Origin of the sequence: Escherichia sp. 93.1518 (assembly GCF_013368915.2) — a bacterium.
Taxonomy (GTDB): domain Bacteria; phylum Pseudomonadota; class Gammaproteobacteria; order Enterobacterales; family Enterobacteriaceae; genus Escherichia; species Escherichia ruysiae.
Window position 1 is genome coordinate 43702 of record NZ_JABWMT020000007.1, and the last position, 24882, is coordinate 68583.

At 52.3% G+C, this 24882-nt stretch carries 20 protein-coding genes; 9 read left to right on the top strand and 11 right to left on the bottom strand.

Annotation, left to right across the window (positions count from 1 at the left end; translation table 11 throughout):
• Nucleotide 1 precedes the first annotated feature (1 nt).
• Nucleotides 2-2281 carry an NADP-dependent oxaloacetate-decarboxylating malate dehydrogenase gene (gene maeB, locus HEN21_RS07015; protein ID WP_105286690.1) on the bottom strand — a complete coding sequence of 760 codons (2280 nt, stop codon included), beginning with the start codon at nucleotides 2279-2281 and terminating at the stop codon, nucleotides 2-4.
• Between the two features lie 285 nt (nucleotides 2282-2566).
• Between maeB and tal the strand changes: the two genes are divergently transcribed.
• Nucleotides 2567-3517 (top strand): transaldolase, encoded by a 951-nt coding sequence (gene tal / locus HEN21_RS07020; protein ID WP_001003728.1) that lies wholly within the window; start codon nucleotides 2567-2569, stop codon nucleotides 3515-3517.
• Between the two features lie 19 nt (nucleotides 3518-3536).
• Entirely contained in the window at nucleotides 3537-5540 is a 2004-nt protein-coding gene (gene tkt / locus HEN21_RS07025; protein ID WP_176252319.1) for a transketolase, read from the top strand.
• A 103-nt stretch (nucleotides 5541-5643) separates the two neighbouring features.
• On the opposite strand, the gene HEN21_RS07030 is transcribed toward tkt, so the two are convergent.
• From HEN21_RS07030 to aegA, 3 genes are all read right to left on the bottom strand, one after another.
• Entirely contained in the window at nucleotides 5644-6687 is a 1044-nt protein-coding gene (locus tag HEN21_RS07030; protein ID WP_176252318.1) for a DUF1176 domain-containing protein, read from the bottom strand.
• Nucleotides 6688-6812: 125 nt separating this feature from the next.
• Nucleotides 6813-7388, bottom strand: a complete 576-nt coding sequence (gene nudK / locus HEN21_RS07035) for a GDP-mannose pyrophosphatase NudK (protein ID WP_010350316.1) — start codon at nucleotides 7386-7388, stop codon at nucleotides 6813-6815.
• A gap of 67 nt (nucleotides 7389-7455) precedes the next feature.
• On the bottom strand, nucleotides 7456-9435 hold the full coding sequence (gene aegA, locus HEN21_RS07040) for a formate-dependent uric acid utilization protein AegA (RefSeq protein WP_176252317.1): 1980 nt from the start codon (nucleotides 9433-9435) through the stop codon (nucleotides 7456-7458).
• A 205-nt stretch (nucleotides 9436-9640) separates the two neighbouring features.
• On the opposite strand from aegA, the gene narQ reads away from it, so the two are divergent.
• Together narQ and acrD are read left to right on the top strand one after the other, a co-directional pair.
• On the top strand, nucleotides 9641-11341 hold the full coding sequence (gene narQ / locus HEN21_RS07045; RefSeq protein ID WP_176252316.1) for a nitrate/nitrite two-component system sensor histidine kinase NarQ: 1701 nt from the start codon (nucleotides 9641-9643) through the stop codon (nucleotides 11339-11341).
• A 163-nt stretch (nucleotides 11342-11504) separates the two neighbouring features.
• Nucleotides 11505-14618 carry a multidrug efflux RND transporter permease AcrD gene (gene acrD, locus HEN21_RS07050; protein WP_176252315.1) on the top strand — a complete coding sequence of 1038 codons (3114 nt, stop codon included), beginning with the start codon at nucleotides 11505-11507 and terminating at the stop codon, nucleotides 14616-14618.
• A 98-nt stretch (nucleotides 14619-14716) separates the two neighbouring features.
• Here acrD and ypfM read toward each other — a convergent pair whose 3' ends face one another.
• Nucleotides 14717-14776, bottom strand: coding sequence for a protein YpfM (ypfM, locus tag HEN21_RS07055; RefSeq protein WP_001386977.1), 60 nt, complete (start codon nucleotides 14774-14776; stop codon nucleotides 14717-14719).
• Nucleotides 14777-15154: 378 nt separating this feature from the next.
• Here ypfM and HEN21_RS07060 point away from each other — a divergent pair, with 378 nt between their 5' ends.
• From HEN21_RS07060 to HEN21_RS07070, 3 genes are read left to right on the top strand one after another with little or no spacing between them, the layout of a single operon-like run.
• Nucleotides 15155-15505 (top strand): ArsC family reductase, encoded by a 351-nt coding sequence (locus HEN21_RS07060; RefSeq protein ID WP_000258261.1) that lies wholly within the window; start codon nucleotides 15155-15157, stop codon nucleotides 15503-15505.
• Between the two features lie 10 nt (nucleotides 15506-15515).
• Complete coding sequence (gene dapE, locus HEN21_RS07065) at nucleotides 15516-16643, top strand: succinyl-diaminopimelate desuccinylase (protein WP_001277781.1); 1128 nt, start codon at nucleotides 15516-15518, stop codon at nucleotides 16641-16643.
• A 27-nt stretch (nucleotides 16644-16670) separates the two neighbouring features.
• Nucleotides 16671-16871 (top strand): YpfN family protein, encoded by a 201-nt coding sequence (locus HEN21_RS07070; protein WP_000383836.1) that lies wholly within the window; start codon nucleotides 16671-16673, stop codon nucleotides 16869-16871.
• 128 nt (nucleotides 16872-16999) lie between these two features.
• On the opposite strand, the gene ypfH is transcribed toward HEN21_RS07070, so the two are convergent.
• The 6 genes from ypfH to dapA form a co-directional block, all read right to left on the bottom strand.
• The gene (gene ypfH / locus HEN21_RS07075; RefSeq protein ID WP_176252314.1) at nucleotides 17000-17698 is read right to left on the bottom strand and encodes an esterase; all 699 of its coding nucleotides are present in this window, start codon (nucleotides 17696-17698) and stop codon (nucleotides 17000-17002) included.
• 73 nt (nucleotides 17699-17771) lie between these two features.
• On the bottom strand, nucleotides 17772-19787 hold the full coding sequence (tmcA, locus tag HEN21_RS07080) for a tRNA cytosine(34) acetyltransferase TmcA (RefSeq protein WP_176252313.1): 2016 nt from the start codon (nucleotides 19785-19787) through the stop codon (nucleotides 17772-17774).
• Nucleotides 19788-19801: 14 nt separating this feature from the next.
• The gene (gene ypfJ / locus HEN21_RS07085) at nucleotides 19802-20665 is read right to left on the bottom strand and encodes a KPN_02809 family neutral zinc metallopeptidase (protein ID WP_175118951.1); all 864 of its coding nucleotides are present in this window, start codon (nucleotides 20663-20665) and stop codon (nucleotides 19802-19804) included.
• Between the two features lie 167 nt (nucleotides 20666-20832).
• Nucleotides 20833-21546 (bottom strand): phosphoribosylaminoimidazolesuccinocarboxamide synthase, encoded by a 714-nt coding sequence (gene purC, locus HEN21_RS07090; RefSeq protein ID WP_001295467.1) that lies wholly within the window; start codon nucleotides 21544-21546, stop codon nucleotides 20833-20835.
• A gap of 212 nt (nucleotides 21547-21758) precedes the next feature.
• On the bottom strand, nucleotides 21759-22793 hold the full coding sequence (gene bamC / locus HEN21_RS07095) for an outer membrane protein assembly factor BamC (RefSeq protein ID WP_105286681.1): 1035 nt from the start codon (nucleotides 22791-22793) through the stop codon (nucleotides 21759-21761).
• Nucleotides 22794-22809: 16 nt separating this feature from the next.
• Nucleotides 22810-23688: a 4-hydroxy-tetrahydrodipicolinate synthase gene (dapA, locus tag HEN21_RS07100; protein ID WP_010349870.1), complete on the bottom strand. Its 879-nt coding sequence runs from the start codon at nucleotides 23686-23688 to the stop codon at nucleotides 22810-22812.
• Between the two features lie 146 nt (nucleotides 23689-23834).
• Here dapA and HEN21_RS07105 point away from each other — a divergent pair, with 146 nt between their 5' ends.
• Together HEN21_RS07105 and bcp are read left to right on the top strand one after the other, a co-directional pair.
• Entirely contained in the window at nucleotides 23835-24407 is a 573-nt protein-coding gene (locus HEN21_RS07105; RefSeq protein WP_000176182.1) for a glycine cleavage system transcriptional repressor, read from the top strand.
• Entirely contained in the window at nucleotides 24407-24877 is a 471-nt protein-coding gene (gene bcp, locus HEN21_RS07110; RefSeq protein ID WP_001068679.1) for a thioredoxin-dependent thiol peroxidase, read from the top strand. The genes HEN21_RS07105 and bcp overlap by 1 nt, the downstream gene beginning before the upstream one ends.
• The last annotated feature ends 5 nt before the right edge of the window (nucleotides 24878-24882 follow it).

Sequence of the window (24882 nt, forward strand, 5' to 3'; positions counted from 1 at the left end):
ATTACAGCGGCTGGGTTTGCGCTTCAACCACGGCCAGCGCCACCATGTTGACGATACGACGTACCGATGCGATTGGCGTTAATACGTGAACCGGTTTCGCCACGCCCATCAGCACCGGGCCGACGGTAACGCCTTCTGAGCTGGAAACACGTAGTAAGTTGTAACTAATACGGGCAGCTTCCATATTCGGCATCACCAGAATATTGGCGGAACCTTTCAGGGGGCTGTCCGGCATCCGGTCGTTGCGAATCGCTTCCACCAGCGCCGCATCACCGTGCATTTCGCCATCAATCATCAGTTCTGGCGCACGCTCCCTGACCAGTTCCAGAGCTTTACGCATTTTGCTGGACGACGGGCAGTTTGAAGAACCGAAGTTGGAGTGCGACAGTAAGGCAACGCGAGGCTCAATACCGAAACGACGGACAGTTTCTGCCGCCATCAGCGTGATCTCCGCCAGCTCTTCTGCGTCTGGATCATCGTTGACGTAAGTGTCAGCAATAAAGGTGTTACCACTCGGCAGCAGCAGCGCGTTCATTGCGCCAGCGGTGTGAACGCCATCGCGATAACCAAACACATTTTTCACCACGCCGAAGTGTTCGTGATAATCCCCCACCGTACCGCAGATCATCGCATCGGCTTCACCACGCTGAACCATAATCGCGCCGATCACTGTCGGGTTACCGATCAGCGCACGCTGCGCCTGTTCCTGAGTGACCCCACGACGTTTCATGATCTGGAAGTATTCGCTCCAGTACTCTTTAAAGCGCGGATCGGATTCGTTATTGACGATCTCAAAATCAACGCCTGCTTTGATCTGCAAGCCCAGCTTCTGAATGCGCATTTCGATTACGTTCGGACGACCAATAAGAATCGGTTTCGCCAGTCCCAGCGTTACCAGTTCCTGAGTCGCGTGCAAAACGCGCGCCTCTTCCCCTTCCGGCAGCACCACGCGCTTCGGCGCTTTGCGAGCCTGGGAGAAGATCGGCTTCATAAACAGGTTGGTTTTGTAAACGAACTCGGTCAGTTTGTCGATGTAGACGTCAAAATCGGCAATCGGACGCGTCGCCACACCAGACTCCATTGCCGCTTTTGCCACCGCTGGCGCAATCTTGACGATCAGACGCGGATCGAACGGTTTAGGAATGATGTATTCCGGGCCAAAGCTCAGATCCTGATCGCCATAGGCAGAAGCAACCACTTCGCTCTGTTCCGCATGAGCCAGTTCAGCAATCGCACGTACCGCCGCCAGTTTCATCTCTTCATTAATAGCGGTTGCGCCAACGTCCAGTGCGCCACGGAAAATGAACGGGAAGCAAAGGACGTTGTTAACCTGGTTCGGGTAGTCGGAACGACCAGTACAGATGATGGCATCCGGGCGCACTTCTTTCGCCAGCGGCGGCAGAATTTCCGGTTCCGGATTCGCCAGCGCCAGGATCATCGGCGCGCGAGCCATTTTCTTCACCATCTCCTGTGTCAGCACTTTCGGACCGGAACAGCCAAGGAAAATATCCGCGCCTTCAATTACATCGTCGAGGGTACGTTTACCGTCATCCACCACCGCGTAAGCGGCTTTGGTTTCCGCCATGTTCGGCTCTCGCCCCTGATAGATAACGCCTTTCGAGTCACAAACCACGATGTTATGTTTTTGCAGCCCCAGTGCCACCAGCAGGTTCATACAGGCGATTGCGGCCGCCCCCGCGCCGGAAACCACCATCCGCACGTCGGAGATGTTTTTCTCTACCACGCGCAATCCGTTGAGGATAGCGGCGGTGCTGATGATTGCCGTTCCGTGCTGGTCGTCGTGGAATACCGGAATGTTCATTCGCTGGCGCAGTTTTTGCTCAATATAGAAGCATTCTGGCGCTTTAATGTCTTCGAGGTTGATGCCGCCAAAGGTCGGTTCCAGCGCAGCGACCACTTCGATAAATTTGTCCGGGTCCAACTCATCGACTTCAATGTCAAACACATCAATCCCGGCGAATTTCTTAAACAGAACGCCCTTGCCTTCCATCACCGGTTTGCCTGCCAGCGCGCCAATGTTGCCTAACCCCAGCACCGCCGTACCGTTGGAGATCACCGCCACCAGGTTACCGCGCGCAGTATATTTGTAGGCTTTTAACGGATCTTTCTCGATTTCAAGACAAGGCGCGGCGACGCCAGGTGAGTAGGCCAGCGCCAGATCGCGCTGCGTTGCCAGAGGTTTAGTAGGAGAAACCTGGATTTTTCCTGGAACTGGAAATTCATGGAAATCAAGTGCACTTTGTTTTAACTGGTCATCCATTTGGTTGTTCCTTTCACGTAACGTTCACAAAAATGAGCGGGCAACTGCCTCAGCCCACAACATGGCGCACATTATTACCTTGCCGGAGCTTTCAGACTTTGAGCAAGTCCAAACTCTCCTCATCAAAATAATATTTTGGCAATAATCCTATAACACTGATGTTACCTGCTTAATCCAGCAATACCATGCCTGTCTGCTATGCTTTTTTGATGCGATTAGCGAAATTTCTCAGAAGTGTGAATTAACGCACTCACCTAACACTTTACTTTTCAAGGAGTATTTCCTATGAACGAGTTAGACGGCATCAAACAGTTCACCACTGTCGTGGCAGACAGCGGCGATATTGAGTCCATTCGCCATTATCATCCTCAGGATGCCACCACCAATCCTTCGTTATTACTCAAGGCTGCCGGATTATCACAATATGAGCATTTAATAGACGATGCTATCGCCTGGGGTAAAAAAAATGGTCAAACGCAGGAACAACAAGTGGTAGCTGCCTGCGATAAGCTGGCGGTCAATTTCGGTACAGAAATTCTCAAAATCGTACCCGGTCGTGTATCGACAGAAGTTGACGCACGCCTCTCTTTTGATAAAGAAAAGAGTATTGAGAAAGCGCGTCATCTGGTTGATTTGTACCAGCAGCAGGGCGTTGAGAAATCACGCATTCTGATCAAACTGGCTTCAACCTGGGAAGGAATTCGCGCGGCAGAAGAGCTGGAAAAAGAAGGTATTAATTGCAATTTGACGCTGCTGTTTTCCTTTGCACAGGCGCGCGCCTGTGCAGAAGCTGGCGTTTTTCTGATTTCGCCGTTTGTCGGGCGTATTTATGACTGGTATCAGGCGCGCAAGCCGCTGGACCCGTATGTGGTGGAAGAAGATCCGGGCGTCAAATCGGTGCGTAATATCTACGACTATTTCAAGCAGCACCGCTATGAAACCATTGTGATGGGCGCAAGTTTCCGCCGTACCGAGCAAATCCTCGCTTTAACCGGTTGCGATCGTCTGACTATCGCACCGAACTTGCTGAAAGAGTTGCAGGAAAAAGTCTCGCCAGTCGTCCGCAAATTGATCCCGCCTTCTCAGACGTTCCCACGCCCTGCCCCCATGAGCGAAGCGGAGTTCCGTTGGGAGCACAATCAGGATGCGATGGCAGTAGAAAAACTGTCTGAAGGCATCCGCCTGTTCGCCGTTGATCAACGCAAACTGGAAGATCTTCTTGCCGCCAAACTATAAACCAGCCACGGAGTGTTATATGTCCCGAAAAGACCTTGCCAATGCGATTCGCGCGCTCAGTATGGATGCGGTGCAAAAAGCCAATTCTGGTCATCCCGGCGCGCCAATGGGCATGGCCGATATTGCCGAAGTGCTGTGGAACGACTTTCTTAAACATAACCCCACCGACCCGACCTGGTATGATCGCGACCGCTTTATTCTCTCCAACGGTCACGCGTCGATGCTGCTCTACAGTTTGCTGCATCTGACCGGTTACGACCTGCCGCTGGAAGAGCTGAAGAACTTCCGTCAGTTGCATTCGAAAACCCCAGGACATCCGGAGCTTGGCTATACGCCAGGCGTAGAAACCACCACGGGACCGCTGGGGCAAGGGCTGGCGAACGCGGTCGGACTGGCGATAGCGGAGCGCACGCTGGCGGCGCAGTTTAACCAACCGGACCATGAGATTGTCGATCACTTCACTTATGTGTTTATGGGCGACGGTTGCCTGATGGAAGGTATTTCCCACGAAGTCTGTTCGCTGGCGGGAACGCTGGGGCTGGGCAAGTTGATTGGCTTTTACGACCACAACGGTATTTCCATTGATGGTGAAACCGAAGGCTGGTTTACCGACGATACGGCAAAACGCTTTGAAGCCTATCACTGGCATGTTGTCCATGAAATCGACGGTCACGATCCGCAGGCGGTGAAGCAAGCGATTCTCGAAGCGCAAAGCGTGAAAGATAAACCGTCGTTGATTATCTGCCGCACGGTAATTGGCTTTGGTTCGCCTAATAAAGCGGGTAAAGAAGAGGCGCACGGCGCACCGTTGGGTGAAGAAGAAGTGGCGCTGGCACGGCAAAAACTGGGCTGGCACCATCCGCCATTTGAGATCCCCAAAGAGATTTATCACGCCTGGGATGCCCGCGAAAAAGGCGAAAAAGCGCAGCAGAGCTGGAATGAGAAGTTTGCCGCGTATAAAAAGGCTCATCCGCAACTGGCAGAAGAGTTTACCCGCCGGATGAGTGGTGGTTTGCCGAAAGACTGGGAGAAAACGACTCAGAAATATATCAATGAGTTGCAGGCAAATCCGGCGAAAATCGCTACCCGTAAGGCGTCGCAAAATACGCTTAACGCTTACGGCTCTATGCTGCCGGAACTGCTCGGCGGTTCGGCGGATCTGGCTCCCAGTAACCTCACCATCTGGAAAGGTTCTGTGTCGCTGAAGGAAGATCTGGCAGGGAATTATATTCACTACGGGGTACGTGAATTTGGTATGACCGCCATCGCCAACGGCATCGCGCACCACGGTGGATTTGTACCGTATACCGCGACGTTCCTGATGTTTGTTGAATACGCCCGCAACGCCGCGCGGATGGCGGCGCTGATGAAAGCGCGGCAGATTATGGTTTATACCCATGACTCGATTGGTCTGGGCGAAGATGGCCCGACGCACCAGGCGGTTGAACAACTGGCCAGTTTGCGCTTAACACCGAATTTCAGCACCTGGCGACCGTGCGATCAGGTGGAAGCAGCGGTGGGCTGGAAGCTGGCGGTTGAGCGCCACAACGGGCCGACGGCGCTGATCCTCTCAAGGCAGAATCTGGCGCAGGTGGAACGTACGCCGGATCAGGTAAAAGAGATTGCCCGTGGCGGTTATGTGCTGAAAGACAGCGGCGGCAAGCCGGATATTATTTTGATTGCTACCGGTTCAGAGATGGAAATCACCCTGCAAGCGGCGGAGAAATTAGCGGGAGAAGGTCGCAATGTTCGCGTGGTTTCCCTGCCCTCGACCGATATTTTCGACGCCCAGGATGAGGAATATCGGGAGTCGGTGTTGCCTTCTAACGTTGCGGCTCGCGTGGCAGTGGAAGCAGGCATCGCCGACTACTGGTACAAATACGTCGGCCTGAAAGGTGCGATTGTCGGGATGACGGGTTATGGCGAATCTGCTCCGGCGGATAAATTGTTCCCGTTCTTTGGCTTTACCGCCGAGAATATTGTGGCAAAAGCGCATAAGGTACTGGGAGTGAAAGGTGCCTGATGCCGGTTTGCCTGATGCGACGCTAACGCGTCTTATTAGGCCTACAAACCGCGCCGGACCGTAGGGCGGATAAGGCGTTTACGCCGCATCCGCCAGATGGCACTCAACGCGTGATCCAAAGCGTGGGCCAGGCGTCTGGCCCATGCCAGTTATCGCAGGTCGGTTCGGCGGCGTAACGCACCAGACGAAAACGCTGGCCGTCAAAGCGCCAGCGAGTCTGAATACCACAATCACTTAATCCACGGCCTTTCGCTAACGTCACCAGTTCACGCGATTTTTCATCAAATGTCGCGTTCATCAGCTCCAGTTCATTCGTTTCCTGAGCGTTGTTGAACGGCAAACGTAACCGTACCGGACGCGAGGCCAGCGGCTTTTTACGCGACACTATCCACGCCAGATCAATGGTGTTATAGGCGCCCGCCTCACAGCTAATCATCATCAATGCTTTATCATCGGTCAGCGCAGTGACATTCACCTCACGACGCAACGGATCAAGCGAACAACGCAGACCATTCATCCGCCAGTTTCCATAATCCAGTAAATCGTTACGTTCTTCGAGTGAGAGTGGTGTCGGCGTTGGGTTAACTACCGCAACCTCTTTCAGCGCAGGCGCAGGCGGCACGCTGAGTGGCGGCTCATCCCCTTTCTTGATCCACGCAGTTTCACTACCCACGCGCTTTTGCTGGGCATCAATAAACAACAACGCCGCTTTTAATCCATTAAGAGAAATGGTCTGAGCGCCGTCGCGTAAGGTAATTGCCTTCCCTTCCTGAATCATCTGCAAAAACGCGGTGATGGTCTCTGTATCATCGGTCACTAATAACCACGGCGAAATCCGCCACTTGTCCCCGCTTAACGCCAGCGGCTCACCATCTAACAGCAGTCGTGGCGCTATCGCCTCTTCCGACGCATCCGGCGACTTCAACCCGCCGCGCTCAATACGCAAAACGGCATCGGTATGCGCCCCAGCACTGCGACTGAGAGTCATCACCAGTCCATTATGATTGCCTGTGTTGCGCGCTACGCAGAAATTTTGGTTGTTACAGGTGACCTGCCAGTCAGAAAACGTCCGTTGCGCTGGTGCTGCCCACGCTAAAGACGTCGGCAACAAAGCGAAAAAAAAGAGAAGGAAAATGCGATAGCGCATGGACGGTACGACCCCAGAAGTTCAAACAAACAGCACAAGTCGTATCTTCGTTGCGCAGGTAGCGCGGCTCAATCGGATTTATCGGATTGAGCCAATAATAAACAACGAAATATTATTGTTATTTTTCAGTCCATTAAATGTGACGATTGCAAATAATTAAGCAATAACACCGTCTTACCGTCACGTATCTCGCCGGTTTTGATCATCTCCAGCGCCTGGCTGAACGGCAGCTCGAGCACTTCAATATCTTCATCTTCGACGCCGCCCCCCGCGTTAGCACGCTGACTGTCACTGTATTCGGCGATAAAAAAGTGGATTAGCTCGGTCACACCACCAGGCGACATGTACAGTTCAAATAATTTGCGTACTTCGCCAACCTCATAGCCCGTCTCTTCAATCGCTTCTTTGCGAATGCACACTTCGGGTTCGTCGTTGTCCAGCAACCCGGCACAAGTTTCAATCAACTGCCCGCTTTCATTGCCATTAACCCAGGTCGCGACGCGGAACTGACGAATCAGAACTACAGTCTTTTTCTTCGCGTTGTACAGGAGGATCGTCGCGCCATTGCCGCGATCGTAAACTTCACGTTTATGGCGGATAACTTCGCCATCTTTGCGGGTGAGATCGTAGGTAATGTTGTGCAGGGTGAAATAGTTATCGGAGAGAATTTTGTCTTTGATGAGGGTGATTTGTTGCGTCATACCGACTCCACAGCGCGAAATGAACAAGTATCTTACGCTGTGAAGTCGGGTTTGTCTGCGGATGGAATTAGTGAGATTTGACTGATTTTATCCCCAGCCAGTCAATGATTCCCTGCGCCGCATGGCGCCCTTCCGCCATTGCAGTCACCACCAGATCCGCACCGCGCACGGCATCGCCACCAGCGAAGATTTTCGGGTTCGTCGTCTGGTAACGGTACTGACTTTCAACATCAGCCACGATGCGCCCCCATTTATCCACCGTTACACCGTGTGACTGAAGCCACGGCATATCATGCGGATTAAAACCAAACGCCATAATCACCGCGTCGGCTGGCATGACAAATTCACTGCCTTCCACCGGCACCGGACGCCGACGCCCTTGTGCATCCGGCTCGCCAAGACGCGTACGCAGGAAACGAATCCCGCAGACGTGACCTTGCTCATTCAGCTCAAGCGCCACTGGCTGGACGTTAAATTCGAAGTTAGCCCCCTCTTCGCGGGCGTTCTTCACCTCTTTTTTCGAACCGGGCATGTTAGCTTCGTCACGACGATAGGCACAGGTGACGTTACTTGCGCCGTGGCGCAGTGCGGTGCGCACACAGTCCATCGCGGTGTCGCCGCCGCCCAGTACCACGACATTTAGCCCGGCGGTATTGATAAACGGCTCTTCCGGTAGCTCTTCAAGCCCCATCACCTGTTTGGTGTTGGCAATAAGGAACGGCAGCGCGTCATAAACGCCCGGCGCATCTTCATTGGGTAAGCCCGCTTTCATGGAACGGTAAGTGCCGACGCCAACGAAGACTGCGTCGTACTGTTCGAGCAGCGAATCCAAAGAGACATCTTTACCCACTTCACAATTGAGTTTGAAGTGAATCCCCATTTTGCTGAAGATTTCCCGACGGCGCGCCATCAGCGATTTATCCAGTTTGAAAGAAGGAATGCCAAAGGTGAGCAAGCCTCCGATTTCTGGATGGCGATCGTATACCGTCACCTCCACGCCGTTGCGTGTCAGGACGTCTGCACAGGCCAGCCCTGCCGGACCCGCACCGATAATCGCCACTCGCTTGTCCACTTTGGTGACATGGCTTAAGTCAGGACGCCAGCCTTTCGCCAGCGCCTGATCTGAAATGTAGCGTTCAATATTGCCGATAGTTACCGCGCCGTGCTCATCGCGAATAGTGCAGGCACCTTCACACAAACGGTCTTGCGGACAGACGCGTCCAGTAATTTCCGGCAGGGTGTTGGTCTGGTGAGAAAGCTCGACGGCGGCGTCGATATTTCCGCCTTTCACTAGTTCAATCCACTGCGGAATATGGTTATGCAGCGGGCAGGTCCATTCACAGACGCTATGCTCGCCGCACTTCAGGCAGCGCGAGGCTTCCCGTTGTGCCTGGTCGGTGCGGAATGGCAGATAAATTTCATCAAAGCCGGTTTTGCGCGCTTCAATTGCCAGTTTATCCGGCTCGCCGCGCGCGGGCGTTGCCTGCATTTGCTCGACTTTACTCATTACCGGCATTTCTTGTGCCGCTGTACTGGTATGCCACGGTTGATGTTCCTGACGTGCAGTGCGCAAGCGGCGAGATTTCGCTATGCCGGAGAGTGCGGCGTCGGTAACCAGTTGCAGCGCATCCGCCGGGCAGTTTTCGACACAGGCGGGGCCGTTTTCTCGCCCTGCGCACAGGTCGCATTTATGTGCCGTGGCTTTCACTTTACCCGCTGTGACGGGTGTCAGGACAATCTGCATGGTGCCAAACGGACAGGCCACCACACAGGATTTACAGCCAATACACTTTTGCTGATTGACCTGAATGCTGTCATCAACATGGCTGATTGCGCCATTGGGGCAGCTACGGGCACAGGGCGCATCTTCGCAATGGTGACAGGTCACTGCACTACGTTGCTGCTGATGTTTGATAACCGTAATTCGGGGATGAAAATGGTGTTGGCTCAGGACATGTTGCTCATCATTGTGAGCCATGACACAGGCAATTTCACAAGCATGACAACCCAGACATTGCTGACTGTTGGCCATAATAAAACGATTCATAACGACCTTCTTTTTTGGTTGTAAAAACCTTATTCTTTATATGAGTGTTGTTATTACCCGACTTGCAGGGGAATCGGCAATGTCCATGTGCCCAGAACAAGTAACTATTTCGCTATAAACTGTGGCAGATCAAATAATCCCATCACTGACTAAATTGCGTTTCAACAATCTGGAACATTAATGATTTTATGTGGAGAAGACGCGTGTGATTGTTAAACGACCCGTCTCGGCCAGTCTGGCCAGGGCCTTTTTTTACATTGTGCTGCTGTCGATTCTTTCCACGGGTATCGCTCTGCTAACTCTGGCGAGCAGTTTGCGCGACGCTGAGGCGATCAATATTGCCGGATCGCTGCGTATGCAGAGTTACCGCCTGGGCTACGACTTGCAAAGTGGCAGTCCACAACTCAATGCGCATCGTCAGCTGTTCCAGCAGGCACTGCATTCACCGGTATTAACCAATCTCAACGTCTGGTATGTGCCAGAGGCAGTAAAAACCCGCTATGCGCATCTGAATGCCAACTGGCTGGAGATGAATAATCGGCTCAGCAAGGGTGATTTGCCGTGGTATCAGGCCAATATCGATAATTATGTCAATCAGATAGACCTGTTCGTGCTGGCTTTACAGCACTACGCTGAGCGCAAAATGTTGCTGGTGGTGGCGATTTCGCTGGCTGGCGGCATCGGTATTTTCACACTGGTCTTTTTTACTCTGCGCCGCATACGCCATCAGGTCGTTGCCCCACTGAATCAGCTGGTTACCGCCAGTCAGCGTATTGAACACGGGCAGTTCGGCTCACCGCCGCTGGATACCAGCCTGCCCAATGAGCTGGGACTGCTGGCCAAAACCTTTAACCAGATGTCGAGCGAACTGCATAAATTGTACCGCTCGCTGGAAGCGTCAGTAGAAGAAAAAACCCGCGATCTCCACGAGGCCAAGCGCCGTCTGGAGGTGTTGTATCAGTGTTCGCAGGCGCTGAACACCAGCCAGATTGATGTGCATTGTTTCCGCCATATTTTGCAGATCGTTCGCGACAATGAAGCGGCTGAATATCTGGAATTGAATGTCGGTGAAAACTGGCGGATTAGTGAAGGAAAGCCAAACCCTGAGCTGCCGATGCAGATTTTACCGGTGACGATGCAAGAGACAGTTTACGGCGAGCTGCACTGGCAAAACAGCAACGTGTCGGCCTCCGAACCGCTGCTTAACAGCGTTTCGTCGATGCTGGGGCGCGGTTTGTACTTTAATCAGGCACAGAAACATTTTCAGCAGTTGCTGTTGATGGAAGAACGCGCGACCATCGCCCGCGAATTGCACGACTCACTGGCTCAGGTGCTTTCTTATTTGCGTATCCAGTTAACATTACTGAAACGTTCGATACCGGAAGATAACGCCACCGCACAAAGTATCATGGCCGATTTTTCTCAGGCATTGAATGATGCGTATCGACAGTTACGCGAGCTGTTGACCACTTTCCGCCTGACGCTGCAGCAGGCGGATCTTCCCTCCGCGCTGCGGGAAATGCTGGATACGTTACAAAATCAAACCAGCGCCAAACTGACCCTCGACTGCCGCTTGCCAACCCTGGCACTGGATGCGCAAATGCAGGTGCATTTGTTGCAAATTATTCGCGAAGCGGTGCTGAATGCGATGAAGCACGCCAATGCCAGCGAAATCGCCGTTAGCTGCGTCACCGCGCCGGACGGCAATCACACGGTCTATATTCGTGATAACGGGATTGGCATCGGTGAACCGAAAGAACCTGAAGGCCATTATGGCTTGAATATTATGCGCGAGCGCGCGGAACGACTGGGCGGAACGCTGACTTTTTCACAACCTTCCGGTGGCGGCACGTTAGTGAGTATTAGCTTTCGCTCTGCGGCGGGTGAGGAAAGTCAACTGATGTAATACCTCTTGTTGACCAAAGAATACGGGCACTTAAGGTTCAGTATAAAAGGGAATGATAATTTACATTATCTCCTTTTTTTCTCCACGATTGGCTCGTACCTTGCCGCTACAGTGAAGCAAGTCAAGCCTACAACGATACGCAGAAACACGAGGTCCTCTTTTAATGGCGAATTTCTTTATTGATCGCCCCATTTTTGCCTGGGTACTGGCAATCCTGTTATGTCTGACAGGGACCCTGGCTATTTTTTCATTGCCCGTTGAACAATACCCGGATCTCGCGCCGCCGAACGTGCGAGTGACCGCTAACTATCCCGGCGCATCGGCCCAGACGCTGGAAAACACCGTGACCCAGGTTATCGAGCAGAATATGACTGGCCTCGATAACCTGATGTATATGTCGTCACAAAGCAGCGGCACCGGTCAGGCATCAGTCACCTTAAGTTTTAAAGCTGGCACCGACCCAGACGAGGCGGTGCAGCAGGTACAAAACCAGCTGCAATCGGCCATGCGTAAACTCCCACAGGCAGTACAAAACCAGGGCGTGACAGTACGTAAAACCGGCGATACTAACATCCTGACCATTGCCTTCGTCTCTACCGATGGTTCGATGGATAAGCAGGATATTGCCGACTACGTTGCCAGTAATATTCAGGATCCGCTAAGCCGCGTTAACGGCGTTGGTGATATCGACGCCTACGGTTCACAGTATTCGATGCGTATCTGGCTTGATCCGGCAAAACTGAACAGCTTCCAGATGACGGCTAAAGATGTAACCGACGCCATTGAGTCACAGAACGCGCAGATTGCGGTCGGACAGCTTGGCGGTACACCTTCTGTCGATAAACAAGCATTGAACGCTACCATTAACGCCCAGTCGCTGTTGCAAACGCCTGAACAGTTCCGCGATATCAACTTGCGGGTAAATCAGGATGGTTCGGAAGTGAAACTGGGCGATGTCGCCACCGTCGAAATGGGGGCGGAGAAATACGATTATCTTAGCCGCTTTAATGGCAAGCCAGCCTCCGGTCTGGGGGTAAAACTGGCTTCCGGCGCGAACGAAATGGCCACAGCGAAGCTGGTACTGAACCGGCTCGACGAACTGGCGCAATACTTCCCTCCCGGGCTGGAATACAAGGTGGCGTATGAAACCACCTCGTTTGTTAAAGCCTCCATTGAAGACGTGGTGAAAACCCTGTTAGAAGCTATCGCGCTGGTTTTCCTCGTCATGTATCTGTTCCTGCAAAACTTCCGCGCTACGCTGATTCCAACTATCGCCGTGCCGGTGGTGTTGATGGGCACTTTCTCCGTGCTTTACGCCTTCGGTTACAGCGTCAACACCTTAACCATGTTCGCGATGGTGCTGGCGATTGGTCTACTGGTGGATGACGCCATCGTGGTGGTGGAAAACGTCGAACGTATTATGAGTGAGGAAGGACTCACTCCTCGCGAAGCTACACGTAAATCGATGGGGCAAATCCAGGGGGCACTGGTCGGGATTGCGATGGTGCTGTCGGCGGTATTTGTGCCAATGGCCTTCTTTGGCGGCACCACCGGAGCTATCTATCGCCAGTTCTCTATTACCATTGTTGCAGCGATGGTGCTGTCGGTGCTGGTGGCGATGATCCTCACTCCGGCGCTATGTGCCACGCTACTTAAACCACTAAAAAAAGGTGAGCATCACGGGCAGAAAGGCTTTTTTGCCTGGTTTAACCAGATGTTCAACCGTAACGCCGAACGCTACGAGAAAGGGGTGGCGAAAATTCTCCACCGCAGCCTGCGCTGGATTGTGATTTATGTCCTGCTGCTTGGCGGTATGGTGTTTCTGTTCCTGCGTCTGCCGACGTCCTTCCTGCCACTGGAAGACCGTGGCATGTTCACCACCTCGGTGCAGCTACCCAGCGGTTCGACCCAGCAACAGACGCTGAAAGTGGTGGAACAGATCGAGAAGTATTACTTCACTCATGAGAAAGACAACATCACGTCGGTATTTGCCACGGTCGGTTCAGGCCCTGGCGGCAACGGGCAAAACGTGGCGCGTATGTTTATCCGCCTGAAAGACTGGAGTGAGCGCGACAGTAAAACCGGCACTTCGTTTGCCATTATCGAACGTGCAACGAAAGAATTTAATAAGATTAAAGAAGCCCGGGTTATCGCCAGTAGCCCGCCGGCAATCAGCGGTCTTGGCAGTTCTGCGGGTTTTGATATGGAGTTGCAGGATCACGCCGGAGCGGGTCACGATGCGCTGATGGCTGCACGTAACCAGTTGCTGGCGCTGGCGGCGGAAAATCCGGAATTAACCCGCGTGCGCCATAACGGTCTTGATGACAGTCCGCAGTTACAGATTGATATCGACCAGCGTAAAGCTCAGGCGCTGGGCGTTGCTATTGACGATATTAACGACACGCTGCAAACCGCGTGGGGTTCGAGCTATGTAAATGACTTTATGGATCGCGGTCGCGTGAAGAAAGTCTATGTGCAGGCCGCCGCACCGTATCGGATGCTGCCGGATGATATCAACCTGTGGTATGTGCGTAACAAAGACGGTGGGATGGTGCCCTTCTCTGCCTTCGCGACCTCCCGCTGGGAGACAGGTTCGCCCCGTCTGGAACGTTATAACGGCTATTCCGCAGTGGAAATTGTCGGGGAGGCCGCACCGGGCGTCAGTACCGGTACGGCGATGGATATTATGGAATCGTTAGTGAAGCAGTTGCCAAACGGCTTTGGCCTGGAGTGGACGGCGATGTCGTATCAGGAACGGCTTTCTGGCGCGCAGGCTCCGGCGCTGTACGCCATTTCATTACTGGTGGTATTCCTGTGTCTGGCGGCGCTGTATGAAAGCTGGTCGGTGCCGTTCTCCGTAATGCTGGTCGTGCCGCTGGGGGTCATCGGCGCGCTGCTGGCAACCTGGATGCGCGGGCTGGAAAACGACGTTTACTTCCAGGTGGGTCTATTAACGGTCATTGGTTTATCGGCGAAAAACGCCATCCTCATTGTCGAGTTCGCTAACGAGATGAACCAAAAAGGTCACGACCTGTTTGAAGCGACGCTTTATGCCTGCCGCCAGCGTTTACGCCCGATACTGATGACCTCGCTGGCGTTTATCTTCGGCGTACTGCCGATGGCAATCAGCAGCGGTGCCGGTTCCGGTGGTCAACATGCAGTGGGTACTGGCGTAATGGGGGGAATGATCTCCGCCACCATTCTGGCGATTTACTTCGTGCCGCTGTTCTTTGTGCTGGTACGCCGTCGTTTCCCTCTGAAGCCACGTCCGGAATAAGCAATAAAAAAGGCGACATGCCAACGTGTCGCCTTTTTCAACTTTCTGATAAAGAACCTGTTCATCAGGTTCTTTCATTTTACCTTCTGTCCTGGCAATTACTTGCGAAGCATAACTTCGATAAAGTCTTTCCAGTTCCCCAGTTCACGTTCAATCATAACAACCTCTCTTATAATTATGGGTATTCTACGGAAACAATATACCGTGGTGAAGCTAATTTATTCGATTGCAGTGATTACTACCTCCGGGGCAAAACCTATGTAAATACTATGGCCCTGAGACAGGGATTTTTATGTGATGCAAAGCAACATTTCAACAGATTCATACGGATTCTAATACTTGCTTAATTCTGTTTGAAATACATACAGATACCTAGGGGAATATTCTTAATAATTGCATTCAAAATGCTCACAATTATTTAATAATTGTTAAGTGAAACACCTTAATAATGTTATATTCCCTGATATTCATTTGCCGGGAAAATGTATTGACCGTTAAATGAGTATTTATTCTTATAAATCGAAAAAGGATTCATTATGGTTACACTTTACGGCATTAAAAATTGTGACACCATTAAAAAGGCTCGCCGTTGGCTGGAAACCAATAACATCGACTATCGTTTTCATGATTATCGCGTTGATGGGCTGGACAGCGAATTATTGAACGGTTTTATCAACGAATTAGGTTGGGAAGCGTTACTCAACACCCGTGGTACTACCTGGCGTAAACTGGATGATACCACGCGCAATAAAATCACCGATGCGGCTTCTGCGGCGGCATTAATGACTGAAATGCCTGCAATTATCAAACGCCCATTGCTCTGCGCGCCAGGGAAGCCTATGCTGCTGGGTTTCAGTGAATCCAGTTATCAGCAATTTTTCCTATGAGGTGTAGTCTATGTCGTGTCCGGTTATTGAGCTGACACAGCAGCTTATTCGCCGCCCATCCTTAAGTCCTGATGACGCAGGATGTCAGGCAATCATTACCGAACGTTTACAGGCGATCGGTTTTACCATCGAACGCATGGACTTTGCGGATACGCAGAATTTTTGGGCGTGGCGTGGACAGGGAGAAACGTTAGCCTTTGCCGGACATACCGACGTTGTACCGCCTGGCGATGCCGACCGTTGGATCAATCCACCATTTGAACCGACCATTCGCGACGGTATGTTATTCGGGCGCGGCGCGGCAGATATGAAAGGGTCGCTGGCGGCGATGGTGGTAGCAGCAGAACGCTTTGTCGCGCAACATCCCAACCATAAAGGTCGACTGGCGTTTCTGATCACCTCAGACGAAGAAGCCAGCGCCCACAACGGCACGGTCAAAGTGGTCGAAACCTTAATGGCGCGCCGTGAACGGCTGGATTACTGCCTGGTTGGCGAACCGTCGAGTATCGAAGTGGTCGGTGATGTAGTGAAAAATGGCCGTCGCGGATCGTTGACCTGTAACCTTACTATTCATGGCGTGCAGGGTCATGTGGCCTACCCACACCTTGCAGATAACCCTGTGCATCGCGCAGCCCCTTTCCTCAATGAGTTAGTGGCTATCGAGTGGGATCAGGGCAATGAATTTTTCCCGGCAACCAGTATGCAAATAGCCAATATTCAGGCAGGTACTGGCAGTAATAATGTCATTCCGGGTGAGCTGTTTGTACAGTTTAACTTCCGCTTTAGCACCGAACTTACTGATGAGATGATCAAAGCACAGGTGCTTGCCCTGCTTGAAAAACATCAACTGCGTTATACGGTCGATTGGTGGCTTTCCGGGCAGCCATTTTTGACTGCACGCGGTAAACTGGTGGATGCGGTCGTCAACGCGGTTGAGCACTATAATGAAATTAAACCGCAGCTACTGACCACTGGCGGAACGTCCGATGGGCGCTTTATTGCCCGCATGGGGGCGCAGGTGGTGGAACTTGGGCCGGTCAATGCCACTATTCATAAAATTAATGAATGTGTGAACGCTGCCGACCTGCAGCTACTTGCCCGTATGTATCAACGAATCATGGAACAGCTCGTCGCCTGATGAGTGGTTCTGCAAGAGGAAATAAGCATGGACTGGCTGGCTAAATATTGGTGGATTCTGGTGATTGTCTTTTTGGTAGGCGTGCTGCTGAATGTGATCAAAGATCTCAAGCGCGTCGACCATAAGAAATTTCTCGCCAACAAGCCGGAGCTTCCCCCGCATCGTGATTTCAACGATAAATGGGACGATGACGACGACTGGCCGAAGAAGGATCAACCGAAGAAGTAAGCTGGAGGGGCCGGATAATGTCTGGCGCTCAACCGTAGGCCTGATAAGACGCGTCAGCGTCGCATCAGGCATCATAGCCGGATGCGGCGTGAACGCCTTATCCGGCCTACGCATCCGGCACCTGTCTTTTACATCATTTCAATCACATCATCATCGCCGGGCTTACCGCCGCTTAACGCTTCGTCGAAGTAATGTTTCGGAATGGTATAACGCAAGTGATCCAAGGCAAATTGCATACTGCGATTATCGATCGCATGACCTAAATCCTCCACGATATCCAGCGTCACATCTCCACCGGCGTTAATTAACGCTTCCTGTGCCGCGACCGCATGAGCCAGATCGATAACCGGATCTTCACCACCGTGGATCAGGTGAATTGTTGTAGCAGTAGAAGCTGTTTCCGGCAGGCTGGCATAGCGTCCGTTAAAGGCGATGACGCGTGAGGCAAGACCCGGTTCGGCTTTAATGCTCTCCAGCGCCATAATCGCGCCTTGTGAGAAACCGATCAGCGCCGTTGCGTTAGCCCCTACTCCGCTCTGTTTCTGCCAGTAGCGTACCGTCTCAATAAACGTCGGCATGATGGCATCCACCCGCGCCTGGCGATTCTCTTCCGTTACGCCCTGCACCGAAAACCATTGACGCCCCGCCGGATTACCGCTCGGCTCAGCACCACCGACACTTACCACCAGCGCATCTGGAAACAACGGTGCAAACCAGCTACCGATTTCCCCCATTGCCACCGGATTATCCCCGACACCGTGGAAAAGCAGTAACAACTGTTGGGCAGGTTTATCCGAGCTTTGAACAACAAAATGGTCATGTTTCATGGCGAACTCCTTAACTGATGTCATTAATTTTACGCCGCTGCCCCACAATGACCATGGGATAAAATTGAAGGAGTCAGTGAAAAAATTGCCATTGTGTTATGCGATTGCGCAGGCGTTCAGTGCGGACATCATCAAGTGCGAATAGTGCCTGCGCGGCTTCTTCGCGTTGGCGAACCAGCAATGCCTTACGGCCTGAAAGTTTAAGTGTGGTACATAACTGCGCGTCGCTGATGTTTTTCTGCAACCGTCCTCGCAGCGCCGGTAATGCCAGTTCACTGGTTTGCAGCAGGCGTGTTAAACAACCTAACGACGTTAAAAGGGGACGATGAGCGAAAGCAAAACCGGTCAGTTCAAGCCAGTCATCATCAGAAAGCATGATGTCGTTTAACGGATCAACCGGGATGCTTTCACCATTCCACTGCATGAGAATTTGCACGTCGCGGCGTAAACGATAATGCTCACGTTGTGCCAGTTGTTTACCCGCTTCGCTCATTGGTAACAGCGCCATCGCCGTATAACAGCCGCTGCTGGCTTCGCGATGATTGCCCATCCGTACCAGCACAAAACCGCAGCGTTGCCAGAAACGCCATAATTCCTCGGTGTAGCCAAAACTCACTGAAAGATAGTCGAGGCTATGCATGTATTGCACTGCGTCAGCAATAAGTTGCTGCCCTGTGCCTTCCCGCTGACGCGCCGGATGGACTGCAATGCGGCTGACACGCCGCCCGCGTAACGTCGCCGCCAGTGGATTGCTGCCGTGTGCCGCCAGCGACTGAGCTACCAGGTTGCCACGCGGGCGACGAAAACCTGCCCAGACCGCCTGACTCAGTTCTTCAGATAATCCCCCTTCATCCACCAGCCACAGCGCCCCGGCGATCTCGTTTTCGCCTGCCGCCTGTAAAAAATGTTGCCCCGGCGCGTCCATCATCCGTCGTAAATCCAGCGGCGAAGTCCGGTAGTGCGCACCAGACAATAACTGGTAAACCTTTAACGGCGTTTCTGGCTCGCTTCGCCATAAAGTCTGTTCAAATGCAGAAATGACGATGTTGCCTTGGGGTACGCGCGTGAAGGTTTCATCGTCAAAAACCAGTGCCTCGCTAACCACTTTTTCCAGAGGGCACCCCTGTGCCCAACGGATCGGCTGTTGCAATTCAAAACGCTGCAAATGCGGGAAGCGGGCGCAAAATTTCAGCAAAAAGCCACGTCCGGTGCCTTCATAGCCCTGCACCGTAGTGGTTAACAAAGTACGCGGAAAGCGTGATACCAGTTGATGTAATAGTGGGGCGGGTATTGCAGCAGCTTCATCGATGACCAGCCAGTCGGCTTTTTCTTCACTGAACAGCAATGCATCCGGCGCAACAAAACGAAACTTATCTCCGGCAAACTGGGCCAGCACATCCGTTGCGGCTCTCGCAGGCGCAGTGACTATCGCACTGCCCGCAATACGGGAAATGAGTTGCCCTGCCAGCGCCGACTTACCGCGTCCGCGCGCAGCAGTTACCGCTGCCACGCCCGGTGGCATAGTCAGAAGCTGCTGTAGTATCTGTTGTTGTTCCGGTTGCGGTGCGCCGGTAGCGGATTGCCAGTCAGAGCGGGGAACAAAATCCGCCAGCATTAGTGGCTGGTCTTGTCGCCAGAGAATAGCGTCGTCATCTGCCACAAGTACGCGTTTGAGATGCTGGACAAAATGCGGTGTAGCGATGGGATTGGCGCAATCACTCCAGCGCAGCGAATCAGCATCGGGATGGTTTTCCCATTCTTCCCATACAGGGAGTAACAAAACCAGCCAACTGCCCGCTTTCAGCGTTCCACCAAGCGCCGCAAAGGCTGCGGCATCAAAGCCCTGGCGGGCATCGAATACCGAATGCTGGAACTCGCGCCCAAGTAAAGTTTGTAGCGCCGCTGGCGTACAGTGGTTTTCAGAAGTTGGCTGCGGCGATACCCACAGCCAGTCGCCGGGTAATGCGTCACGCAATTTAAGCGCATGTTCACAACACCAGCACGCTTCCCCGCTCAACACCAACAGGCGGCGAATCCCTTCGCGTTTCATTTGCGCTGTTAATGTGTGTAGCGCGGTCAGTTCAGCCATCCCTGCCCCGAAAGTTAAATGCTTTTACCGAAAGTATTGCATTGTGCCGGATCGCCGCTGTCGAAACCACGTTTAAACCAGCTATAGCGTTGTTGGGATGTACCATGAGTAAAGCTGTCCGGCACTACCCGCCCCTGACTTTGCTGCTGTAAGCGGTCATCGCCGATGGCTTGCGCCGCATTCAGCGCCTCTTCCAGATCGCCAGTTTCCAGAACGCCTTGTTGCTGCATACTGTGCCCCCAGACACCGGCAAAGCAATCAGCCTGGAGTTCCATACGCACAGACAAGCGGTTCACTTCCGCTTGCGTCGCGTTTTGTTGCAATTGACGAACTTTCGGTTCAATGCCTAACAGTTTCTGCACATGATGACCGACTTCATGGGCGATAACGTATCCCTGAGCGAAATCACCATCCGCGCCCAGTTTGTCTTTCATGTCATCATAGAAAGAGAGATCGATATAGACCGTACCATCCGCCGGGCAATAGAACGGCCCCATAATGGACTGTCCGGCGCCGCAACCGGTGCGCGTCATTCCGCGATACATCACCAGCTTCGGTTGCTGATAAGTCTTACCCATTTTCTCGAATTGCTGCCCCCAGGTGTCTTCCGTGGTTGCCAGAATTACCGAGGTGAATTTTGCCGCTTCGTCTTCATTTGGGCTAATTGAGCGCGTTGATTGCTGTTGGGAAATCGGCTGTCCGGTCATCAACCCAGTTAAATCAACACCATAGTAGCCAGCAACCAGCACCACTACCAGTAAAATCAACCCACCTTTACCGCTTGGCAGACGGAAACCGGGACCGCCCATTGACGAACCACCAGAGCTGTTTCGCCTGTCTTCAACATTGTCACTTTCACGACGCCCTTGCCAGCGCATAGATACCTCAACAATATATTCATTATAGTGATGATCGTAGGTGCTTCAGAGGAAGATTACCACAGAAAAACGGGAGGAAATGATGGAGGAATGAGCGTTCAATTCACGTCTTACAAGAGCGGTCATCTTGCCGTGCCAGCAGCACGGCAAGATGATGAACAGAAAAATCAGTCCAGCTGTACACCCAGGCGGCGGGCGACGGCTTCATAGGCTTCAATCAGGCCACCGAGGCTCTGGCGGAAACGGTCTTTGTCCATTTTCTCCAGCGTTTCTTTGTCCCACAGGCGGCTACCGTCCGGGGAGAACTCATCGCCCAGCACGACTTCGCCTTTGTACAGACCAAACTCCAGCTTGAAGTCGACCAGAATCAGACCGGCATCATCGAACAGTTTTTTCAGCACGTCGTTCGCTTTGTAAGTCAGCTCTTTCATACGCGCCAGATTCTCTTTGCTTACCCAGCCAAAAGTTTCGCAATAAGATTCGTTAACCATCGGGTCATGCATGGCGTCGTTTTTCAGGAACAGATCGAACAGCGGCGGGTTCAGCTCAATACCTTCTTCAATTCCAAGACGTTTCACCAGAGAGCCAGCAGCACGGTTACGTACGACACACTCAACCGGCACCATATCCAGCTTTTTCACCAGACATTCGGTATCGGAGAGCAGACGCTCCATTTGAGTCGGGATACCCGCTTCAGCCAGTTTGCTCATAATGAAGTAGTTGAACTTGTTGTTCACCATACCTTTGCGATCAAACTGCTCAATGCGCGCGCCATCACCTGCTGACGTATCATTGCGGAATTCGAGCACCAACAGATCCGGGTTTTCCGTGCTGTATACGGTTTTCGCTTTACCACGATACAACTCAGCTTGCTTTTGCATCTTTATCACTCCTGGGTGTGAATTAACGTTTTAAAATCTTTTGCTGTCTGGTGTGCCGGATGTTTTGCCGAATGCGGCGCGAACGCCTTACCCGACCTGTGTCCGACAAACAAATTTCGTGCGAATTAACGCTAAAATCGCGTTTTTCTGTCGACGCACACGTTTGCGTATCATATCAGAAAAAAGGGCCGGATTACTCCAGCCCTGTATTTTTACTTGCTAAACGCTGCCTGGAAGACAGATACCAGTGCGTCGTTTTGGCTTTGAGTCAGCGTATGACCTTTCGGATCGATGAACTGCAAGCTGCTGCGGTTATCTAAATCACCGACCTGCAGTTTATAGTCACCGGATGCAAGACCTGGATCGCTCGCGCCCAGTTCCTGCCAGCCGTTGTCAGACAACGGCTTATAGGTCACGGCCATACTGCCCTGCGAACGGGTGCTGTCGGTCACTTTCATGCCCACTTTTTCCAGCGCCGCTGGCAGACGTTGCCAAACCACGTTGAACGGCCCGCGAACGACCAGCATTGGTAAGCCTGTGTCATCAGCAGCACTTTGTACGTCCATGGTGGTGGAAGCACGGTTTTGCGCCGCATTAGCCGCGTCGGTCACGGATTTATCCAGACCGGCAGAAATGACGTTCATCATCTCCGTGCTGTAACGCTGCATGGAAGCCGCGTCTGCAACCGGTTTGCCCGCCTGCTCCAGGTTCAGCAGTTTCACCGTTACCGCCTGCTGATAACCCTGCGGTTTAACAGAGATTTGATAACGACCGCGATACTGCTCGTCTTCGTCAAGACGGTTCCATTGCACCCAATCGGTAGTCAGCGTCTGACCAGCATCATCGCGTTGGGTAATGGTGTAGTTTTTCGCCTGCAACACGCTAACAACCTGCGGCCACAAAGTATTGCCACGACCATTTTCTACCAGCAGCGAGGCGGTGTCGCCCGTAAACTGGGTACGTGCGCCGGAAATCAGCGCCAACGGCTGGGCTGGTGGACGAATGTCCAGCGCCTTACCGACAGCACCGCTACCGTTGGTCACCGGTATTGCATAATCACCGGAGGTCACCGGCAAAATCATTCCTGCCGGGGCATGAAGCTCCGCAAGCGGTGCCGCTTCCAGATAGGCTTCATCACCACTCACCTGACGCTTATAGCGTGAGTCAGAACTACAGGCTGCGAGTAACAGAACAAGCGATACACCCGCAACCTTTGCCAGGCGCGACTTTTGAACAGAGTAAGCCATCAAATCTCCCTAAACTTTACAGCAAACCGGCATACTTAAGCGCCGCTCTGACCGTCTCACGACCACTGTCGGTGATTGGTGTCATTGGCAGGCGCAGCGTATCGGTCGCCACAAGACCCAGTTCCTTACATGCCCATTTCACCGGGATTGGATTGGGTTCGACAAATAGTTTGTTGTGTAATGGCATCAGACGCTGGTTAATAACGCGTGCCTCGGCAAAATGCCCTTCTGCCGCCAGTTTGCACATCTGAGCCATATCACGCGCTGCGACGTTAGCCGTAACGGAAATAACGCCATGACCACCTAACTGCATGAAGTCCAGCGTGCTCGCATCATCGCCGCTCAGCAGAACAAAATCGTCTGAAACCAGCTCTTTGATCTGGTTAACACGCGTTAAGTTCCCTGTTGCCTCTTTGATTCCGATAATATTTTTTACTTTCGCCAGACGGCCCACCGTTTCTGGTAGCAGATCGCAGCCAGTACGGGACGGCACATTATACAGGATTTGCGGCAGGTCAGTATGTTCAGCGATGGCTTTGAAATGCTGATACAGACCTTCCTGCGACGGGCGGTTGTAATAAGGGGTCACCGTCAGGCAGCCAACAATGCCACTGTCATTGAAACGCTGTGTCAGGCTAATGGCTTCCGCAGTAGCGTTAGCGCCAGTTCCGGCAATTACCGGAATACGCCCATCAGCCAGCTCCAGGGTCATCATCACCACATCAACATGTTCGTCATGATTCAGGGTAGCGGACTCACCAGTGGTGCCAACAGAAACAATCGCCGAAGTACCGCTGGCGACATGATAATCAATCAGTTTTTTTAAGCTAGCCCGACAGACATTACCTTTTTCATCCATCGGAGTAACAATCGCGACAATACTTCCCGTGAACATGGGCCATCCTCTGTGCAAACAAGTGTCTCAATGGTACGTTTGGTATGGCATTAAAAGCAAGCAGACAGAACCGTTCTGATTGTTGTATGCATGTTTTTTTTATGCTTTCCTTAAGAGCTACTCTCCCCCTTGAAGGAATAACCGGTTTGACACTGTCATCGCAACATTATCTGGTGATCACTGCGCTGGGTGCCGATCGCCCAGGAATTGTGAACACTATCACCCGTCATGTCAGTAGTTGCGGCTGTAATATTGAAGACAGTCGCCTGGCGATGCTGGGAGAAGAGTTCACCTTTATCATGCTGCTTTCCGGTTCATGGAACGCAATCACCTTGATCGAATCAACGTTACCGTTGAAAGGTGCCGAACTGGATCTTTTAATCGTGATGAAGCGCACGACGGCTCGTCCGCGTCCGCCGATGCCCGCATCTGTCTGGGTTCAGATCGATGTGGCAGATTCACCGCATTTAATTGAACGCTTTACCGCACTTTTTGACGCGCACCATATGAACATTGCGGAGCTAGTGTCTCGCACGCAACCTGCTGAAAACGAACGAGCTGCGCAACTACATATTCAGATAACCGCCCACAGCCCGGCGTCTGCGGACTCAGCAAATATTGAACAAGCCTTCAAAGCACTATGTACAGAACTCAATGCGCAAGGCAGTATTAGCGTCGTCAATTATTCCCAACATGATGAACAGGATGGAGTTAAGTAATGAATCCACTGAAAGCCGGTGACATCGCACCGAAATTTAGCTTGCCGGATCAAGACGGAGAACAAGTTAATTTGACCGACTTCCAGGGACAGCGTGTTCTGGTTTATTTCTACCCGAAAGCCATGACCCCCGGCTGTACCGTACAAGCTTGTGGCTTACGCGATAACATGGATGAGTTGAAAAAAGCCGGTGTTGATGTACTGGGTATTAGCACCGATAAACCCGAAAAACTCTTCCGTTTTGCGGAAAAAGAGCTGCTCAACTTTACGCTTCTGTCTGATGAGAACCACCAGGTGTGCGAACAATTCGGCGTCTGGGGAGAGAAGTCCTTCATGGGCAAAACTTACGATGGTATTCACCGCATCAGCTTCTTGATCGATGCTGACGGCAAAATCGAACATGTATTTGACGATTTCAAAACCAGCAATCACCACGACGTAGTGATTAACTGGCTGAAAGAACACGCCTGATTACT

Coding starts and splice junctions, on each gene's coding strand:
- maeB (WP_105286690.1), bottom strand. CDS start 2,281: ATGGATGACCAGTTAAAACAAAGTGCACTTGATTTCCATGAATTTCCA.
- tal (WP_001003728.1), top strand. CDS start 2,567: ATGAACGAGTTAGACGGCATCAAACAGTTCACCACTGTCGTGGCAGAC.
- tkt (WP_176252319.1), top strand. CDS start 3,537: ATGTCCCGAAAAGACCTTGCCAATGCGATTCGCGCGCTCAGTATGGAT.
- HEN21_RS07030 (WP_176252318.1), bottom strand. CDS start 6,687: ATGCGCTATCGCATTTTCCTTCTCTTTTTTTTCGCTTTGTTGCCGACG.
- nudK (WP_010350316.1), bottom strand. CDS start 7,388: ATGACGCAACAAATCACCCTCATCAAAGACAAAATTCTCTCCGATAAC.
- aegA (WP_176252317.1), bottom strand. CDS start 9,435: ATGAATCGTTTTATTATGGCCAACAGTCAGCAATGTCTGGGTTGTCAT.
- acrD (WP_176252315.1), top strand. CDS start 11,505: ATGGCGAATTTCTTTATTGATCGCCCCATTTTTGCCTGGGTACTGGCA.
- HEN21_RS07060 (WP_000258261.1), top strand. CDS start 15,155: ATGGTTACACTTTACGGCATTAAAAATTGTGACACCATTAAAAAGGCT.
- dapE (WP_001277781.1), top strand. CDS start 15,516: ATGTCGTGTCCGGTTATTGAGCTGACACAGCAGCTTATTCGCCGCCCA.
- HEN21_RS07070 (WP_000383836.1), top strand. CDS start 16,671: ATGGACTGGCTGGCTAAATATTGGTGGATTCTGGTGATTGTCTTTTTG.
- ypfH (WP_176252314.1), bottom strand. CDS start 17,698: ATGAAACATGACCATTTTGTTGTTCAAAGCTCGGATAAACCTGCCCAA.
- tmcA (WP_176252313.1), bottom strand. CDS start 19,787: ATGGCTGAACTGACCGCGCTACACACATTAACAGCGCAAATGAAACGC.
- ypfJ (WP_175118951.1), bottom strand. CDS start 20,665: ATGCGCTGGCAAGGGCGTCGTGAAAGTGACAATGTTGAAGACAGGCGA.
- purC (WP_001295467.1), bottom strand. CDS start 21,546: ATGCAAAAGCAAGCTGAGTTGTATCGTGGTAAAGCGAAAACCGTATAC.
- bamC (WP_105286681.1), bottom strand. CDS start 22,793: ATGGCTTACTCTGTTCAAAAGTCGCGCCTGGCAAAGGTTGCGGGTGTA.
- dapA (WP_010349870.1), bottom strand. CDS start 23,688: ATGTTCACGGGAAGTATTGTCGCGATTGTTACTCCGATGGATGAAAAA.
- bcp (WP_001068679.1), top strand. CDS start 24,407: ATGAATCCACTGAAAGCCGGTGACATCGCACCGAAATTTAGCTTGCCG.